This is a genomic window from Delftia sp. BGA-UO-ETr-SB1 (assembly GCF_059567865.1).
Window position 1 is genome coordinate 1,003,610 of the sequence record NZ_JCAQOW010000006.1, and the last position, 16,503, is coordinate 1,020,112.

13 protein-coding genes are annotated in these 16,503 nt (G+C 70.2%); 5 read left to right on the plus strand and 8 right to left on the minus strand.

Annotation, left to right across the window (positions count from 1 at the left end):
• Positions 1-31: 31 nt before the first annotated feature.
• Positions 32-907 carry a hypothetical protein gene (locus tag AC57B5_RS23330; RefSeq protein ID WP_065346807.1) on the minus strand — a complete coding sequence of 292 codons (876 nt, stop codon included), beginning with the start codon at positions 905-907 and terminating at the stop codon, positions 32-34.
• A 155-nt stretch (positions 908-1,062) separates the two neighbouring features.
• Complete coding sequence (locus AC57B5_RS23335) at positions 1,063-1,212, minus strand: hypothetical protein (RefSeq protein WP_013800628.1); 150 nt, start codon at positions 1,210-1,212, stop codon at positions 1,063-1,065.
• Between the two features lie 196 nt (positions 1,213-1,408).
• Here AC57B5_RS23335 and AC57B5_RS23340 point away from each other — a divergent pair, with 196 nt between their 5' ends.
• The 3 genes from AC57B5_RS23340 to AC57B5_RS23350 are packed head-to-tail and all read left to right on the plus strand — an operon-like array spanning position 1,409 to position 6,871.
• Positions 1,409-2,092: a DUF2760 domain-containing protein gene (locus tag AC57B5_RS23340; protein WP_043782922.1), complete on the plus strand. Its 684-nt coding sequence runs from the start codon at positions 1,409-1,411 to the stop codon at positions 2,090-2,092.
• Between the two features lie 2 nt (positions 2,093-2,094).
• Entirely contained in the window at positions 2,095-3,960 is a 1,866-nt protein-coding gene (locus AC57B5_RS23345; RefSeq protein WP_088163646.1) for an Hsp70 family protein, read from the plus strand.
• A 58-nt stretch (positions 3,961-4,018) separates the two neighbouring features.
• Positions 4,019-6,871, plus strand: coding sequence for an Hsp70 family protein (locus AC57B5_RS23350; protein WP_496400441.1), 2,853 nt, complete (start codon positions 4,019-4,021; stop codon positions 6,869-6,871).
• 93 nt (positions 6,872-6,964) lie between these two features.
• On the opposite strand, the gene AC57B5_RS23355 is transcribed toward AC57B5_RS23350, so the two are convergent.
• Positions 6,965-8,893 carry a trypsin-like peptidase domain-containing protein gene (locus AC57B5_RS23355; protein ID WP_496400442.1) on the minus strand — a complete coding sequence of 643 codons (1,929 nt, stop codon included), beginning with the start codon at positions 8,891-8,893 and terminating at the stop codon, positions 6,965-6,967.
• 203 nt (positions 8,894-9,096) lie between these two features.
• Between AC57B5_RS23355 and AC57B5_RS23360 the strand changes: the two genes are divergently transcribed.
• A complete protein-coding gene (locus AC57B5_RS23360) occupies positions 9,097-10,539 on the plus strand; it encodes an NAD-dependent succinate-semialdehyde dehydrogenase (RefSeq protein ID WP_071956841.1) in 1,443 nt (480 codons plus the stop codon).
• A gap of 57 nt (positions 10,540-10,596) precedes the next feature.
• Here AC57B5_RS23360 and AC57B5_RS23365 read toward each other — a convergent pair whose 3' ends face one another.
• From AC57B5_RS23365 to AC57B5_RS23380, 4 genes are all read right to left on the minus strand, one after another.
• Positions 10,597-11,130: a GNAT family N-acetyltransferase gene (locus AC57B5_RS23365; protein WP_496400443.1), complete on the minus strand. Its 534-nt coding sequence runs from the start codon at positions 11,128-11,130 to the stop codon at positions 10,597-10,599.
• A gap of 91 nt (positions 11,131-11,221) precedes the next feature.
• The gene (locus AC57B5_RS23370) at positions 11,222-13,207 is read right to left on the minus strand and encodes an FUSC family protein (RefSeq protein ID WP_496400444.1); all 1,986 of its coding nucleotides are present in this window, start codon (positions 13,205-13,207) and stop codon (positions 11,222-11,224) included.
• The gene (locus AC57B5_RS23375) at positions 13,204-13,665 is read right to left on the minus strand and encodes a MarR family winged helix-turn-helix transcriptional regulator (RefSeq protein ID WP_496400445.1); all 462 of its coding nucleotides are present in this window, start codon (positions 13,663-13,665) and stop codon (positions 13,204-13,206) included. Before AC57B5_RS23375 ends, AC57B5_RS23370 begins: the two co-directional genes overlap by 4 nt.
• Before the next feature lie 153 nt (positions 13,666-13,818).
• Complete coding sequence (locus AC57B5_RS23380) at positions 13,819-14,904, minus strand: YeiH family protein (RefSeq protein WP_013800637.1); 1,086 nt, start codon at positions 14,902-14,904, stop codon at positions 13,819-13,821.
• 132 nt (positions 14,905-15,036) lie between these two features.
• On the opposite strand from AC57B5_RS23380, the gene AC57B5_RS23385 reads away from it, so the two are divergent.
• Positions 15,037-15,942 (plus strand): LysR family transcriptional regulator, encoded by a 906-nt coding sequence (locus AC57B5_RS23385; protein ID WP_071956838.1) that lies wholly within the window; start codon positions 15,037-15,039, stop codon positions 15,940-15,942.
• Between the two features lie 6 nt (positions 15,943-15,948).
• On the opposite strand, the gene AC57B5_RS23390 is transcribed toward AC57B5_RS23385, so the two are convergent.
• Positions 15,949-16,458 carry a CreA family protein gene (locus AC57B5_RS23390; protein WP_233174661.1) on the minus strand — a complete coding sequence of 170 codons (510 nt, stop codon included), beginning with the start codon at positions 16,456-16,458 and terminating at the stop codon, positions 15,949-15,951.
• Positions 16,459-16,503 lie beyond the last annotated feature (45 nt).

Here is a 16,503-nt window from a genome sequence, read left to right on the forward strand (position 1 = left end):
GGGGGCGCAGGCCGGCGTGTCCCTGCGGGCATCAGGCCGGTGCCGCTGCCTCCTCCCACCAGCCGCTGAGCAGGGCTGGGGGCCGCTGCGCCGCATGCACCCAGGCACAGGACGGCCAGGCATCCTGCTGCACGTTCATGCCCGCATAGATGCCGTAGCCGGGGCCGGCCGCGATCTCGCCTTCGGCATGCAGGGTCTCGCCCGCGCGGATGCTGCAGGCCGCACGGATGTCGCCCAGCGCACGCATGCCCCAGTCCACCTCGATGTGGCTGCCGCCTTCCACGTCGGCGCCAGCGTACAGGCCATGGCCCAGCTCGATCAGGCCGCTGGCGCGGATGCTGCCGCCCGCGCGCAGGCCCTTGCCGCAGCGGATGGCGCCCTGCACCTCGATGTCCTGGCCGGCCTGGGCGCCGCCGGCCAGGCGCAGGTCGGCGCCGCAGCGCAGCTCCCAGCCGGCGCGCACGTCCTCGGCGCGCAGTTCCTCGTGCACGTCCACGCTCCATGCGGCCTTGACCAGGCCGCCGGCCTGCAACGGGCCGCTGCAGAAGATGGCGCCGCCGCTGTGCAGGTCCTGGCCGGCCTCGATGCGGCCGGCGTGGATGCCGGCGCCGGCCTGCAGCGTGCGGCCCACGGCCAGCAGGCCGGGTACGCGCAGCTCGCCATGCACGACGACGCTGCCCGAGAACACCAGGGCATCGGCCTCCAGGTGATCGACCTCCAGCACGGCGTCGGTGGGGCCGAACTGGTTCATGAGCCAGCGCGCGTCCTCGACGCGGCCATCGCCCACCAGGGCATCGAGCACGCGCTGGTAGTCGTTGCCGTCATGGCGGTTGCGCACGAACCAGCGAAAGCCCGCCGCGCAGGGGCTTTTGGCACGCAGAAAGTTTTGGGAGAGTTCCATGTCCATCATCGGCTCCGGGGTCAAGGCGGCTGCGCCATGCGGCGGCGCGGCCGAAAAGGCGTGCAGGCCAGGGAGGTGCGGGGCGTGGGCCGGCAGCTCCTGGCATGCGCTTCGCATGCGGGATTCGCTGCGGGGGCCGTGCGGGAAGCTGGGGGTGGACCTCAGGCTTTCCGCACGGCGGCGGAAAGCAGGGCCGTGAAGCCGCACAGGCTGATGAAGGCCGTGGGCACGCCGTGCACGCGCTGCGGCCGCTGCGCGCGCAAGGCGGTGCAGCGGGTCGGGGCGTGGCGGAAAAGGCGTGTATGGGCCATGGACAGGGGCAGGAGCAGCCGCGATTATGCCGCGAGGCCATTTGCGCACGGGGGCATGGGGCCGTGTACAGGACGGGGCTTCGTTGCTTTGGGTAACATCACGGACCCTGCGGGCGCCCGGTGGAGGACCACCGGCGCCCGGTTGCCCTGCTGCGCGGCGATCGGCCCGGCAGGGTCCTCTCGCCAAGAGAAGCCCATGAATTCCAAGACTCCCCCCTCGTTCCTGAGCCGCATCGCCATCGCGATCGGCAGTTTCTTCGCCATCCTCGGCAACGGCCGCCTGGCCGCCGATGTGTCCCGCCTGCGCGACGGCGAGCCGCTGGCCGCCGACGTGCCGCCGCCCGCACCCAAGGAGGTGCGCGTGGAGGTGCCCGTGGACCGGATCGTCGAGGTCCGTGTCGAGGTGCCTGTCGAAAAGGTGGTCGAGAAAGTGGTTGAAAAGCGTGTCGAGGTGCCGGTCGAGAAGATCGTCGAGAAGACCATCGTGGAGCCGGCCGCACCCGCTGGCACCGCCGCCCTGCAGCTGCTGGGCCTGCTGCAGCGCGAGGCGCGCTTCGTGGACTTCGTGCAGGAAGACGTGGCTGGCTACGCCGACGCCGAGATCGGCGCCGCAGCGCGCGTGGTGCACGAAGGCTGCCGCAAGGTGCTGCGCGAGCATTTCAGCATCGCCCCCGTGCGTGCCGAGGCCGAAGGCAGCCGCGTCACGCTGGCCGCAGGCTTTGATGCCGCCGCCGTGCGCCTGACGGGCAACGTGGTCGGCCAGGCACCCTTCACGGGCACGCTGGGCCACCGCGGCTGGCGCGTGGACGATGTGCGCCTGCCCCAGCTCACCGATCACAAGGCTGCCGCCATCGTGGCCCAGGCCGAGGTGGAGCTGTGAGCATGGACCAGTCCCGTCAATCCTCCCAGGCGCGCTACAGCATCGGCATCGACCTGGGCACCACGCATTGCGCGCTCTCCTATGTGGACCGCCAGGCCAGCGATGGCGAGAAGGTGGAGCAGGGCGTGCTGGACATTCCCCAGCTCACCGGCCCCTCCAGCGTGGAGGCGCGCCCGCTGCTGCCGTCCTTCCTTTACCTGCCGCATGAAAGCGAGCTGACTGCGGCCGACATGGCCTTGCCCTGGGGCGCCAGCCAGGACTTCGTGGTGGGCGAGTTCGCGCGATCGCGCGGCGCGGCCACGCCGATCCGGCTGGTCTCCAGCGCCAAGAGCTGGCTGTGTCATCCGGGCGTGGACCGCCGCTCGCCCCTGCTGCCGGCCGATGCGCCCGAGGAGGTGCACCGCGTCTCGCCCCTGACCGCCTCCATCCGCTACCTGTCGCACCTGCGCTGGGCCTGGGAGCAGGCCCATCCCGAGGCGCCGTTCGACGCCCAGGACGTGACGGTGACCATTCCCGCCTCGTTCGACCCGGCCGCGCGCGAGCTGACGGCCGAGGCCTGCCGCGCCGCGGGCTTCCAGAAGCTCACGCTGCTGGAGGAACCCCAGGCTGCGCTGTACAGCTGGATCCAGGCCAGCGGCGGCCAGTGGCGCAAGCAGGTGCAAAGCGGCGAGATCATCCTCGTCGTGGACGTGGGCGGCGGCACCACCGACCTGTCGCTGATCGCCGTGCTGGAAAAGGACGGCGGCCTGGAACTGCAGCGCGTGGCCGTGGGCGAGCACATCCTGCTGGGCGGCGACAACATGGACCTGGCCCTGGCCTACGGCGTGGCGCGCAAGCTGGCCCAGGAGGGCAAGCAGCTCGACGCCTGGCAGACCCGCGCCCTGGCCCATGGCTGCCGCCAGGCCAAGGAGCAGTTGCTGGCCGACGCCTCGCTGCAGTCCGTGCCCGTGGTCGTGCCCAGCCGGGGCAGCAAGCTCATCGGCGGCAGCATCCGCACCGAGGTCACGCGTGACGAGGTGCTGCAGATGCTGGTGGAAGGCTTCTTCCCGCGCGCCGCCGTCTCCGACAAGCCCCAGACCCGCGCCCGTGCCGCGCTGACGCAGCTGGGCCTGCCCTATGCGCAGGACGCGGCCGTCACGCGCCACCTGGCGGCCTTCCTCTCGCGCCAGGCCGGCGCCACCGAGCAGATCGAAGGCCTCAAGGGCACGCAGCCCGAGGGCGCGTCCTTCCTGCATCCCTCGGCCATCCTGTTCAACGGCGGCGTGCTCAAGGCGCCGCAGATCGAGCAGCGCATCCTGGAAGTCGTCAACGGCTGGCTGGCCGGCGAGGGCGCGCAACCCGCGCGCCTGCTGGACGGCGCCAACCTGGACCTGGCCGTGGCGCGCGGCGCCGCCTACTTCGGCCATGTGGCGGCTGCGGGCCGTGGCGTGCGCATCCGTGGCGGCACGGCGCAGAGCTATTACGTGGGCGTGGAAAGCAACATGCCCGCCATCCCCGGCATGGAGCCGCCCATCTCGGCCCTGTGCCTGGCGCCCTTCGGCATGGAAGAGGGCACCGAGGTGGCGCTGGACACGCAGGAATTCGGCCTGGTCGTGGGCGAGCCCGTGCGCCTGCGCTTCTTCGGCTCCTCCGTGCGCCGCGCCGACCAGGTCGGCACCGTGCTGGACTTCTGGGGTCCTGAGGAACTGGTCGAGCTGCAGGAAATCGAGGCCCACCTGCCCGCCGAAGGCCGTGCGCCCGGCGAGATCGTGCCCGTCACCCTGCATGCGCGCGTGACCGACATCGGCACGCTGGAGCTCAACGCCGTGCCCGTGGGTGGCGACGAACGCTGGAAGGTGGAGTTCGACGTGCGGGCCGACGTAGCGTAGCCCGCCCCGGCGGCAGGCCCGGTCCGGGCCGCGCACCGTGCCCTGTATGACTGCCGATATGCCTGATACTGCCGCCCCCGCCTCCGCCGCCCCCTTCGCTCCCGACGCCGCCCACATCGTGGGCATCGACCTGGGCACCAGCCACACCGTGGTGGCGCATGTGCCCGTGGGCGGCACGGCGGCCGACATCGCCTTGCTGCCCGTGGCGCAGCGTGTCTCGGCCAGCGAGGTCGCGGCCCAGGTGCTGCTGCCCTCGGCGCGCTACCAGGCGGCGCCCGGCGAGCTCGGCGATGCCTGGCAGCAGCCTTGGACTGCTCTGGGCGCCGATGCGCAAGCGCCCGCCGTCAATGGCCGCTGGGCGCGTGACCTGGGCGCGGCCGTGCCGTCGCGCCTGGTGGCCAGCGCCAAGAGCTGGCTCTCGCACGCGGGCGTGGACCGCACGGCGGCCATCCTGCCCTGGGGCGCGCCCGAAGAGGTGGCCCGGCTGTCTCCGCTGCAGGCCTCGGCCAGCTACCTGGACCATGTGCGGCAGGCCTGGGACCGCATGCACCCCGGCGCGCCGCTGCGGGACCAACTGGTCGTGCTGACCGTGCCGGCCTCATTCGACGAAGGCGCGCGCGCACTCACGCTGGAGGCCGCGCAGCTGGCCGGCTTGCCTGCAGTGCACTTGCTGGAGGAACCCAAGGCTGCCTTCCACGACTGGCTGGTGCTGCAGGGCGAACGCCTGGCGGCCGAGCTGGCGCACTGCCGCCTGGTGCTGGTGGTGGATGTGGGCGGCGGCACCACCGACCTGACCCTGATCCGCGTGCAGCCCGGGGAAGCTGGAGGCCTGCCCGTGCTGACACGCACGGCCGTGGGCGAACACCTGATGCTGGGCGGCGACAACATGGACCTGGCGCTGGCCCATCGGCTGGAGCCGCAGTTCGCCCCGCCCGGCGAGCGCCTGCCCGCCGCACGCTTCGCCCAACTGGTGCAGCGCTGCCGCATGGCCAAGGAACAGTTGCTGGCCGACGATGCGCCCGAGTCCGTGGCCGTGACCCTGCTGGGCGGCGGATCGAAGCTGATGGCGCAGACGCGCACGGCCACGCTGCGCCGCGACGAGGTGCGCGAAGCCGTGGTCGAAGGCTTCATGCCGCTGGCCGGCCTGCAGGACCTGCCCACCCGGCGCCAGGGCGCTTTGCGCGGCCTGGGCCTGCCCTATCCTGCCGATGCGGCGATCACGCGGCACCTGGCGCAGTTCCTCGCGCAGCACGCGGCTGGGGAGTTGCCCGATGCGGTCCTGCTCAATGGCGGCGTCTTCCACGCCCATGCGCTGGCCCAGCGGCTGGTGGCGCAACTGCAGGCCTGGCGCGGCCAGCCGCTGCGCCTGCTGCACAACCCGCATCCCGACTGGGCCGTTGCACGCGGCGCGGCGGCGCATGGCCTGGCCATGCATGTCCAGAGCCGTCCGTCTGAGGATCTGCCGGAATCGGAAGATGCCCGGACTGTGCCCGCCCCGGTACCGCGCATCGGCGGTGGCTCGCCGCGCAGCTACTGGCTGGTCCTGCCCGAGAAGGCGGGTGCCGCACCACAGGGCATCTGCCTGCTGCCGCGCGGCACGGAAGAGGGCGTGCGCATCGTGCTCTCCGGCCGGCGCTTTGCGCTGCGCCTGGGCCAGGCCGTGCGCTTTTCCCTGGTGGCCAACAGCCTGGCGGCCGCGCCTGCGCAGGCCGGACGCATTGCGGCGCTCGACGGCGAGGGCTGGGTCGAGCTGCCCGCCCTGTCCACCGTGCTGCCAGCGCCCGAGGGCCGGGACAAGGCCCAGGTCGAGGTGCAACTGCAGGCCTGCATGACCGAGGTCGGCACGCTGGAGGTGCGCTGCGTGGCCGCCGACGATGCGCAGCGCCAGTGGCTGCTGCCGTTCAGCGTGCGCGGTGCGCTGGCCGCAGATGGGCAGGACACCGGCGATCGTTCTGCCCGGCAGGGCCGGCTGGCCGACGCCGTGGCCCTGATCGAGCGCATCTTCGGCAGCCAGGCGCAGGAGGTGACTGCCAAGGAGGTCCGCCAGCTGCGCCAGTCGCTGGAGCGACGGCTGGGCCCGCGCGAGGACTGGGACCTGCCGATGCTGCGCGCACTGTTCGACGCCCTGCTGGCCCGGGCCAGGCGCCGCCGCCGCACGGCCGAGCACGAGCGCGTCTGGCTGAACCTGGCAGGCTGGTGCCTGCGGCCCGGCGTGGGCGCCGAGCTGGACGGCTGGCGCATGCAGCAGGTCTGGCAACTGCATGGCCAGGGCCTGGGCCATGGCGGCGAGGCGGCCAACCGCACCGAATGGTGGGTCTTCTGGCGCCGCGTGGCCGCGGGCCTGGATGAGGCCCGGCAGATGGAGCTGCTGGAAGAGGTTGCCGGCCACATGCAAAAGGCCGTGCAGCAGTCCACGCAGCGCAGCCAGGGCAAGTCCGCCCATGGCAGCTACGACGACATGCTGCGCCTGTTCGCCGCCATGGAGGCCGTGCCCTGGCAGTACCGCCAGGAAATGGGCCAGTGGATGCTGCAACGGCTGAAGCACCCTGGTGAATCCGTGCAGACCTGGTGGGCCATAGGCCGCCTGGCCGCGCGCATGCCGCTGGCCGCCAACGCCCACCGCGTCATGCCGCCCGAGGCTGCGCAGGAGTTCCTGGACGCCACCCTGGCCCAGGACTGGCGCCGCAATGAAACCGCCATGTTCGCCGCCGTTCAGATGGCCCGCATGACGGGCGACCGTGCGCTGGACCTGTCCGATGCCCAGCGCTCCCTGGTGCTGGAGCGGTTGCGCGGCGCCGGTGCACCGCAGCGCTGGATCGACCTGGTGGAACAGGTCCAGCAGATGGACGCCCAGGATGCGAAGCGCAGCTTTGGGGATAGCCTGCCGCCGGGGCTGGTGCTGGTGGGGTGAGGGCTGTTGCCCCAAGAAAAAGGCCCCGCAGTGCGGGGCCTTTTTCTTGGGGACGCACTGCGGTGCAGTGCGCCGGGATGGGCAGTGCTGGGCTTATTGCGAAGGCCAGACGTAATAGGCGATGCCTTCGTTGCGGAAGCGGGCAAAGGTGGCGATCACATAGTCGCGTTCGCTGGCGTTGGCTGTATAGAAGTGGGCTCCGGAGTCCAGGTTGTAGAACTGGTAGACGGGCACGCTGCCTGCGACGGCATTCTTTTGTGCGTACCAGGTCGGGCCTTCGTAGATGAAACGGGCAAAGGTCTGGTGGACGTAGTCGCGAACGCTTTCACTGATGGTGTAGTAGTGCGCTCCCGAATCCTGGTTGTAGAAGCGAAAGACGGGGCTCAGGTCTTGCTGGGGCTGGGCAGAGGCATAGAAAGCCACGTTCTCGTATTGAAACTCCGGGAGCTTGGCAATCACGTAATCGCGCTCGGCAACGCTGCCTGTGTAGAAGTGGGCGCCCGTATGCGCGTTGTAGAAGCGGTATACAGGGCTGCGCGCCGTGGTCGCACTGGCTGCCAGCCATTTCTGGAGGGCGGGGTACAGCAGGTCGAAGCGCCCGTAGATCGAGGTGCCGCCAGATGCAGAGCAGGTTTGGTCGTCACCCCCATAGAGCGTGCCTGCCAGCCGACCCTGCAGGAACAGGCCCGAGCCACTGCTGCCCGGCTGCGTCAGCCCCTGGTTCCAGGTCACAAGGTTGAAGCCGCCGTTGCCCTTGCTGTCGTTGGAACAAAGCATCGTGCCTTCACTCGACGGCTCGCATGCGACCGAGCCATAGACCGTGCCGAAGCTGATCTTTTGCAGGTCGCCACGGGGATGGTGTATGCCCACGACGCTGGCACCGCTCGTCAGCGTCTGCGTGGTCCAGCCGGAGAAGACTGCGCCAGCGGGAGGCGTGTCGTTGAGGCGCATCAGGGCACCGTCATAGGTTGCCGTTGCGTAGAGCAAGGTTGCGCCGTTGCGCAGAACCTTGTTCCCGGATGACAGCGTGCGGCTGTTGCACGAGGGCGTGCGATAGAACCACGAGGTCTCCAGCGTAGAAGCCACGGTCTGGCTGCTGATGCAATGGTTGGCCGTGACGAAGTAGGGGGTGCCGGAGCTCGCCGTGTCGTTGAGCAGGGTGCCCGAGCAGACATAGCCCATCCCATCCTTGATGTAGAGCATGCGGGCCACGGCGTTGCGTTGCGAGCTGTATGCGTCGTAGCAGGTGGAATCCAGTTGGCAGGGCAGGGATTCGTTGAGCTGTGCCGAGAACTGCATCTCGCCTTCCAGCGGCAGCGAGAGGTTCTCATGCACATGCATCACACGCGGGATGGCGATGCGCAGCGTGTCGGCCGGGACGCCCGGGGGCAGTTCGATCTCCAGCGTCACCTCGTCGCCGCCCGTGTCGGGAGTCCACCAGGTGCGGCCGTCGGTGCCTGTGTCGCCCGCGTCCAGGTTGGCCTGCAGAACCTGCAGAATGCGCTGGCCGGCGATCTCGTAGGCGCCTGCGCGGTTTTGCTGCGCATAGACGCGCAGCAGCGCGTTGCCGGGCAACTGGTTCATTTCCACGCCCAGGCGTATGCCATAGGCGCCTTCCGAGCGCACGCTGACGGCCGCCACGCGTGCGCCGGAGGCGGTGGTGCTCCATTGCAGTTGCGATGCCAGTGCGTCCACCGTGGCCGTTTGTGCACTCAACCGCTGGGCGCCCACCTGCATTGCGCCGCCTGCCGGTGCCGATGCGGCGCGGTATTCCTTCCATGCGCCCAGCTCCACGCGCAGCGGCGTGACCTCGGTGGCTGCAGCCTGGCTGCGTGAAGCCAGGAACTCCCGAGGCGTATCCTGCGGCTGGACGCGCGAGTCCACGCTCATGCGAGGGATGAACTGAAGCACATCGGCGGCGCCCTCCTGCCCCCATGCCAGCCCCAGGCTGCCTGCCAGGGCGAGCGCCAGCGCGACGCTGCGCAAACCCCTGCGCGCAGTGGTGTCGAAAAGATCGGTCATGAGCTCCCTCTCAACGGATTGGTGGATATTGCGAAACCCGGGCATTTTAGGTGTTGTGTGCGTGACAGCCCGGTGACGGCACCGCCGTCCGGCGCTTCCTAGAATGGTCGCTGCGCTGCAGCGGCAGCCGGGTGCGGACACTGCGAGGACCGTGCCTGCCCCACACATCTGCCCCCTGTCATCTACCAAGGATCTGATCCAGCATGAGCCATTCCTACTCCGACACCCAACTCCTGATCGACGGCCAATGGCAGGACGCCGCCAGCGGCAGGAAGATTCCCGTGCGCAACCCGGCCAGCGGCGAAGTCATCGGCCATGTGGCCCATGCCGACGTGGCCGACCTGGACCGTGCGCTGGCCGCAGCGCAGCGCGGTTTCGAGGTCTGGCGCAACGTCTCCGCCCATGAGCGCGGCGCCGCCATGCGCCGTGCCGCGGCCCTGCTCAAGGAGCGCGCCGACGAGATCGCCGCGCTCCTGACGCAGGAGCAGGGCAAGCCCGTGGCCGAGGCCAAGGGCGAAATCCTGGCCGGCGTGGGCATCATCGAATGGTTTGCCGACGAGGCGCTGCGCGTGTACGGCCGCATCGTGCCCTCGCGCCGCCCCGAGGTGCAGCAGCTGGTGATCAAGGAGCCCGTGGGCCCCGTGGCCGCCTTCACGCCCTGGAACTTCCCCGTCAACCAGATCGTGCGCAAGATCGGCGCGGCGCTGGCCACGGGCTGCTCCTTCCTGTGCAAGGCGCCCGAGGAAACGCCGGCTGCGCCCGCAGCCCTGTTCAAGTGCTTTGTCGATGCCGGCGTGCCGGCCGGCGTGGTGGGCCTGGTGTTCGGTGATCCGGCCCAGATTTCCTCCTACCTGATCGCCCATCCCGTGATCCGCAAGGTCACGTTCACCGGCTCCACCGCAGTGGGCAAGCAGCTGGCGGCGCTGGCCGGCCAGCATATGAAGCGCTCGACCATGGAGCTGGGCGGCCACGCGCCGGTCATCGTGGCCGAGGATGCCGACGTGGCCCTGGCCGTGAAGGCCGCAGGCGCGTCCAAGTTCCGCAACGCGGGCCAGGTCTGCATCTCGCCCACGCGCTTTCTGGTGCACAACAGCGTGCGCGAGGAATTCACGCGCGCCATGGTCGCCCATGCCGAAGGCCTCAAGGTCGGCGATGGCCTGGCCCAGGGCACGCAGATGGGCCCGCTGGCCAATCCGCGCCGCGTCACGGCCTTGTCCCATCTGATCGAGGATGCGCAAAAGCAGGGCGCCAAGCTGCTTACGGGCGGTGCCTCGCTGGGCGGCGCGGGCAACTTCTTCGCTCCCACGGTGCTGGGCGACGTGCCGCTGAGCGCCGAGATCTTCAACCAGGAGCCCTTCGGCCCCGTGGCCGCCATCCGCGGCTTTGACGATCTGGGCGAGGCCATTGCCGAGGCCAACCGCCTGTCCTACGGCCTGGCGGCCTATGCGTTCACGCGCTCCATCAAGACGGCCCACCAGCTGGCCCAGCAGGTCGAGACCGGCATGCTGTGGATCAACCAGCCGGCCGTGGCTTCGGCCGAGATGCCGTTCGGCGGCGTCAAGGATTCGGGCTATGGCTCCGAGGGCGGCCCCGAGGCGCTGGAGGCCTACCTGGTCGCCAAGGCCGTGTCGATCGCGGCGGTGTAAGACAGGCATCTGCCCCATGGACAAGGCCGTCCCACTCGCGTGGGACGGCCTTTGTTTTCATGGGGCGGCAACGCCCGACGTGGCGACCCCTGGTATGCGGTAGACGACGAGCACGTACTTTGAAAGGCTCTGGCGCTCAACCTCCACGCCACCCAGCCCCTGGGCAATGCGCCGGCTGGCGGTATTGGGCTCGGCCACCGGGTAGCGCAAGGACTGTGGCGCAAAGGTCGCTCGGGTCCATGCTGCCAGCGCGGCCACGGCTTCGCGGCCGTAGCCCTGGCCATGCACGTCCTCGCGTATCCAGATCCCGAGTTCGGGCTCGGCGTCGCGCGCGCCGTGCAGGCCCAGCAGGCCGGTGAATCGGCCTGACGTGCGCTCGCGCAGCGTGAAGTTGAAGTCCGTGCCGGCCGCGATCTCCTGCAGCCATCCGCGCCAGACCGCCTCGAACTCGGCAGGCGTCGACGCCGGCTCGAAGGACAGGTAGCGCGTCAGCGTGGGCGTGATGCAGGCAAAGGCCTCATCGGCATCGGCGGCAGTGAAGGGGCGCAGCGCCAGGCGCTGTGAGGTGATGGTGGTGTCGCTCCACGACATGGATGCTTTCCTTGCAACAGGGGGACAGGGAGCGTGGGGCGCTGCCGGCCTGGGCTGGCCTTAGCCGTTCATTCTGGCATGGGTCCGTGCTTCAGCCGGCGTTGCGGAAGAAGGCCTCGTGTTGCGCGATCTCATGCGCGGCATGGCGCAGCTGGCGGGCCTGGTCGGGATGGCGTTCGGCCACGCGCTGCGCCAGCGCGCGCAAAAGCGGCGGGCACTGGCCGGGCGCCTGCTGCAGCCGCTGCAGGCGCAGCAGCGCGGCGCGCACGGCGCGGGCCGTGCCGTCGCCAAGCGCGGCTTCCTCGGACAGCTGATGCAGCGCCTGGATGGCGCGGCCCACATGCAGGGCGGCCAGGCCGCACTCCGCTGCCTGCGCACCCAGCTGCCCTCCGGCCTGCTCCGACATGCGCACCAGGCGCAGCAGCCGGTGGTACAGGCGGGCGCGCCAAATGCGGCCATCGCGCGCATGGCCCGGCGTGGCGGCCATGTCCTGCAGCTCGTGGACCATCATGGAGCGCAGGCTTTGCAGCCGGCCCTGCAGCGTGACCGGCAGGATGAAGCGGTAGGCCGCCCAGCCGGCCAGCGGCCCGGACACCACGGCCAGCCCCAGGGCCAGCGCATGGCCGAAGCTGGCCGTCTGCGGGTAGTGGGGCTGCAGCAGGAGCAGCAGCACCATGTTGCAGTCATAGCCCGAGAGCGCGGTGCGCTGGTGCGAGAACAGCAGCGCGCCCACGTAGACAAAGGGCAGCATCAGCCACACCAGGCCCGCCTGGCTGCCGGCGAACGGCCAGACCAGCCACTGGCAGGCCAGGGCCACCAGCACGCCCATGGCCTGCCCCAGGGTCACATGGCGCATGGTGGCCGACGGGTTCTCGAAGCCCGAGAACACGGTCAGCATGATGGACATGCCCAGCAGCATGTAGGCACCGCCGCTCCAGCCCGTCACCACCCACAGCAGGCCCACGATGGCGATGGCCGCGCTGGCACGCAGCATGGCGCGGCGCGCGCCCAGCCAGTCGCTGTGCAGCACCACGGGCCATTGGCGGGCGCGGTGGCCGGGCGGCAGGGCCACGTCATGGGTGGCGGCCAGGTGGGCCTGCAGCGCAAAGCCCATCGGGGCCAGCATGTCGGCTGCGCCGGGCCAGTACACGGCGGCCTCGCGTGCGCGTACCACGGCCGCCGCGGCCTCGTGCAACTGCACGCGCGTCTCCAGCGCCAGGGCGGCTTCACGCAGTGCCTGCGCGGCGGCCAGGGCCTGCGCCTCGCCAAAGGCCGCAGGCGGCTCCTGTGATGGTGCATCGCGCAGCCACAGCAGGGCCGAGATCTGGGCATTCATGAGCCGGCGCAGCGCGTGCACGGCCTCGCGCGAGCGCTGCGAACCGGCGGCGTGCGGGTCCAGCCCCTCCTCGATCACCGCCATGGCCAGCAGGCGGGCGGCGATCTCCTGCGAGCCCAGGGACGAACGGCCGCGCGCCTGCAGGCTGTCGGCCAGATCGCGCAGCAGTTGCGCGAACAGCTGGCGCACCTCGGCATTGCCGGGAATGCCGCTGCCCTTGGGCGTGAACAGCCAGCCCACGAGCAGGGCTGCGAATACGCCGGTCAGAGCCGTGAACAGCCGGTCCCAGCCCAGGGCGAAGACCTGGTCGGGGTGGGCAAAGTCCAGCAGCGCGACCATGGCCGCCGAATAGCCGGACAGCATGGTGCCGTAGGCCACGAAGCTGCGCTGCAGATTGCCCACGCCCGCGCACAGGCCCAGCCACACGGCCAGGCCCAGCACCAGCCACAGCAGGTTTCCCTGGGCCAGCAGCACCAGGCCCACGCCCACGGCCGTGCCGGCCACGGTGCCTGCGACCCGGAAAAAGCTTTTTTCGAGCAGTTGCCCGCGCAGCGGCTGGGATGCGGCCCAGGTGGCCATGGCAGCCCACTGCGGATGCTCCAGCCCCAGCTGCCAGGCAGCCAGCAGCGCCAGGCAGGCGGCAAAGGCCGTGCGCAGATGCTGGCGCAGGCGCACGGGGTCGAAGCCCCAGCGGACCGAGGCCTGCAGCAGGCGGCCATAGGCATCGTGGAGGGCGCTCATGGCGCGCCTTCAGTGCGCAGCGCGGCCATGCGCTCCTGGATCTTGGCCATGCCGGCCAGCATGGCCTCGACCTCGGCATCGTCCAGGTCCTGCAGCATGGCCAGCTCGGCCTGCAGCATGGTGGCGCGCACGCGGTCCACGGCGCGGTTGCCTTCATCGGTCAGGAAGATGCGCTTGCTGCGCCGGTCGCCGGGGTCGGCGCGGCGTTCCACCCAGCCGTGGCCTTCCAGAATATCGAGCAGGCGCACCAGGCTGGAGCCGTCCAGCCCCACGCGCTCGGCCAGTTCCTTTTGCGTGACGCCGTCGCCCCAGGCGCGCAGATGGATCAGCGGCGCCCAGGTGGCATCGGTCAGGCCGTCGGCCAGCAGTTGCTCCTCGACCTGGCGGCGCCACTGGCGTACCAGGGTGACCATGAGAAAGCCGAGACGGGCGCGGGGAGGGGCAGAGGCAAAGGACATGCCTCGATTATCTTTGCAATGCAATTAATTTGCATTGCAAATTAATTGTGTCTGCATTTGATTTAAGGGTATTCCCTTGTTCAGGTGGGCGGTCGATGAAAAAGGCCCTGCAAGACGATGCTTTGCAGGGCCGGTCGATGGATGCGGACGGCTTCAGAGCAGGCCGGGCACCCAGCGGTTGAAGAGCAGGCCCGCCACCAGAAGCCATGCGAACAGCAAGGCGGCCAGCAGCAGGGGCTTCGTGCCTGCGGCGCGCACGGCGCGGACATGGGTGGTCAGGCCCAGGGCCGCCATGGCCACGGCCAGCAGGGCATTGTCCAGCTGCACGCCCACCTGCACCACGGCGGCAGGCAGCACGCCCAGGGAGTTCACGCCGGCCATGGCGACGAAGCCCAGCGCGAACCAGGGAATGGTGATGCGGCGCGGCTGGCCGTCGCTCACCTGGCTGCTGCGGTTGCCGCGCGCCACCGCCATGGACAGCAGCAGCAGGAAGGGGGCCAGCATCATCACGCGCACCATCTTGGAGATCACGGCCACGTCGGCGGCTTCGGGCGCAATGGCTTCGCCGGCGGCCACGACCTGGGCCACCTCGTGCACGGTGGAGCCCACGTACAGGCCGTACTGCGCAGGCGACATGTCCAGCCAGCCGTGGGCGGCGTTCCAGTGGAACAGCGCGGGGTAGAGGAAGGTGCCCACGGTGCCGAAGACCACCACGGTGGCCACGGCCACGGCCACGTCTTCGGCGCGGCCCTTGATCACGGGTTCGGTGGCCAGCACGGCAGCGGCGCCGCAGATGGAGCTGCCCGCGCCGATCAGCACCGTGGTGCGCGCATCCAGCCCGAAGACGCGGCGGCCCAGCCATTGCGCCAGCAAGAAGGTGCTGCCCAGCACCAGGGCATCGACCACCACGCCGGCCATGCCCACATGGCCTATGTCCTGGAAGGTCAGTCGCAGGCCGTAGAGCACGATGCCCGCGCGCAGCAGGCGCTGCTTGGCCAGGCCTACGCCGGCATGGCAGCTGGGCGCCAGGCGCGGATAGACGGTGTTGCCGATGACCAGGCCGATGCAGATGGCCAGCGTCAGTGCGCTCAGGCCCGAGCCGGCCAGCAGCGGCTGGCGTGCGCCCCAGGTGGCGGCTGCGGCAATGGCGCCGGCCAGCAGCAGGCCGGGCGCAAGCTCGGTCAACTGGCGCAGCCAGCCGGACGGATGGGAGGAGCGTGGGAGGGATGTGGTGTTCATGGTGCCTGCGCGCCGCGTCAGGAGCGCGGTGCATGGGAGGCACTTTAGATTTCTTGGCTATATTCGTATAACGAATAGTTTTTGTAGCACCAACCGGGGAAACAGGTTGATGCCTCGTTCAGACTGCACGCCATGCTGCACCTCACCCTGCGCCAACTTGAAATCTTCTGCGCCGTCGCCCAGGCGGGCTCCACCGTGGCCGCGGCCGACGCCGTGGCCCTGTCGCAGTCGGCCACCAGCGCCGCGCTGCAGCAGCTGGAGCAGGCCATGGGCGCCCAGCTGTTCGAGCGCGTGGGCCGGCGACTGGCGCTCAACGACGCGGGCCGCGCCCTGTTGCCCGAGGCGCTGGCGCTGCTGGAGCAGGCCAGGGGCATAGAGCAGGCGTTTTCGGTGCGGGCCGCCAGCCTGCCCGTGCGTCTGCGCGTGGCAGCCAGCACCACCATAGGCACCTATGCGCTGCCGGCCGTGCTCGCGCACCTGGCGCGCAGCCATCCGCACCTGAGCGTGGACCTGCAGATCGCCAACACGCGCGAGGTGGGCCAGGCCGTGGAATCGCTGGACGTGGACCTGGGCCTGATCGAGGGCACCAGCCACTGGCCCGGGCTGGAGGTCGAGCCCTGGATGCGCGACGAACTCGTCATCGTGGCTGCAGCACAGGACCCGCTGGTGCAGGCTGCGGGCCAGCGCCCGCTGGGCGTGGCCGCCTTGCGCGGTGCGCGCTGGCTGCTGCGCGAGCCGGGCTCGGGCACGCGCGAGATGGTGGAGCATGCCTTGCTGCCGCATCTGCACCAGCTGCCGGCCGCCGCCACGCTGGGCAGTTCGGAGGCGATTGCGCGCTGCGTGGCCCAGGGCCTGGGTATCAGCTGCCTGTCGCGCGTGCTGGTGCAGGCCCTGGTCGCCTCGGGAGAGCTGGCCGTGCTGCCGACCACGCTGCCGCGCATGTGGCGGGATTTCTCGCTGGTGCAGCGGGCGGGCAAGCGCCGCTCGCCGGCGCTGGCGGCCTTTGTGCAGGCCTGCCGCCAACACGCCCAGGACTGAGGCGGGTTATTTGCCCAGCGGAATCGGCGTGCTGCGCGGCACGGGCACGGCGGTGACGCTGTTTTGCGGCGAGCCTTCGATCACGCGGTCCGAGTAGGTCATGTAGACCAGGGTGTTGCGCTGCGCATCGACCATGCGCACCACGCGCAGGCGCTTGAACAGCAGCGAGATGCGTTCGGTGAACACCTCGTCCTGCTGCTTGAGCGGCGCGGGGATCTGGATGGGGCCGGTCTGCACGCAGCTGATCGAGGCTTCGGCGCGGTCCTCGGCCAGGCCCAGGCCGCCCTTGATGCCGCCGGTCTTGGCGCGCGAGACATAGCAGGTCACGCCCGCCACCTTGGGATCGTCATAGGCATCGACCACGATCTTGTGGTCCGGGCCTATGAATTTGAACACCGTGTCCACCGCGCCCACCTGCTCGGCGCGCGCACCGCAGGCGCCCAGCAGCAGCGTGGCCAGGGCGGCCGTGAGCAAGGCCCGGCCTCGCGGGAAATACTTCGCACTGGGTTCGATCATGGCATTGCGTATGAGAGTGGCGCGGCCCAACTCAGGGACACCGAG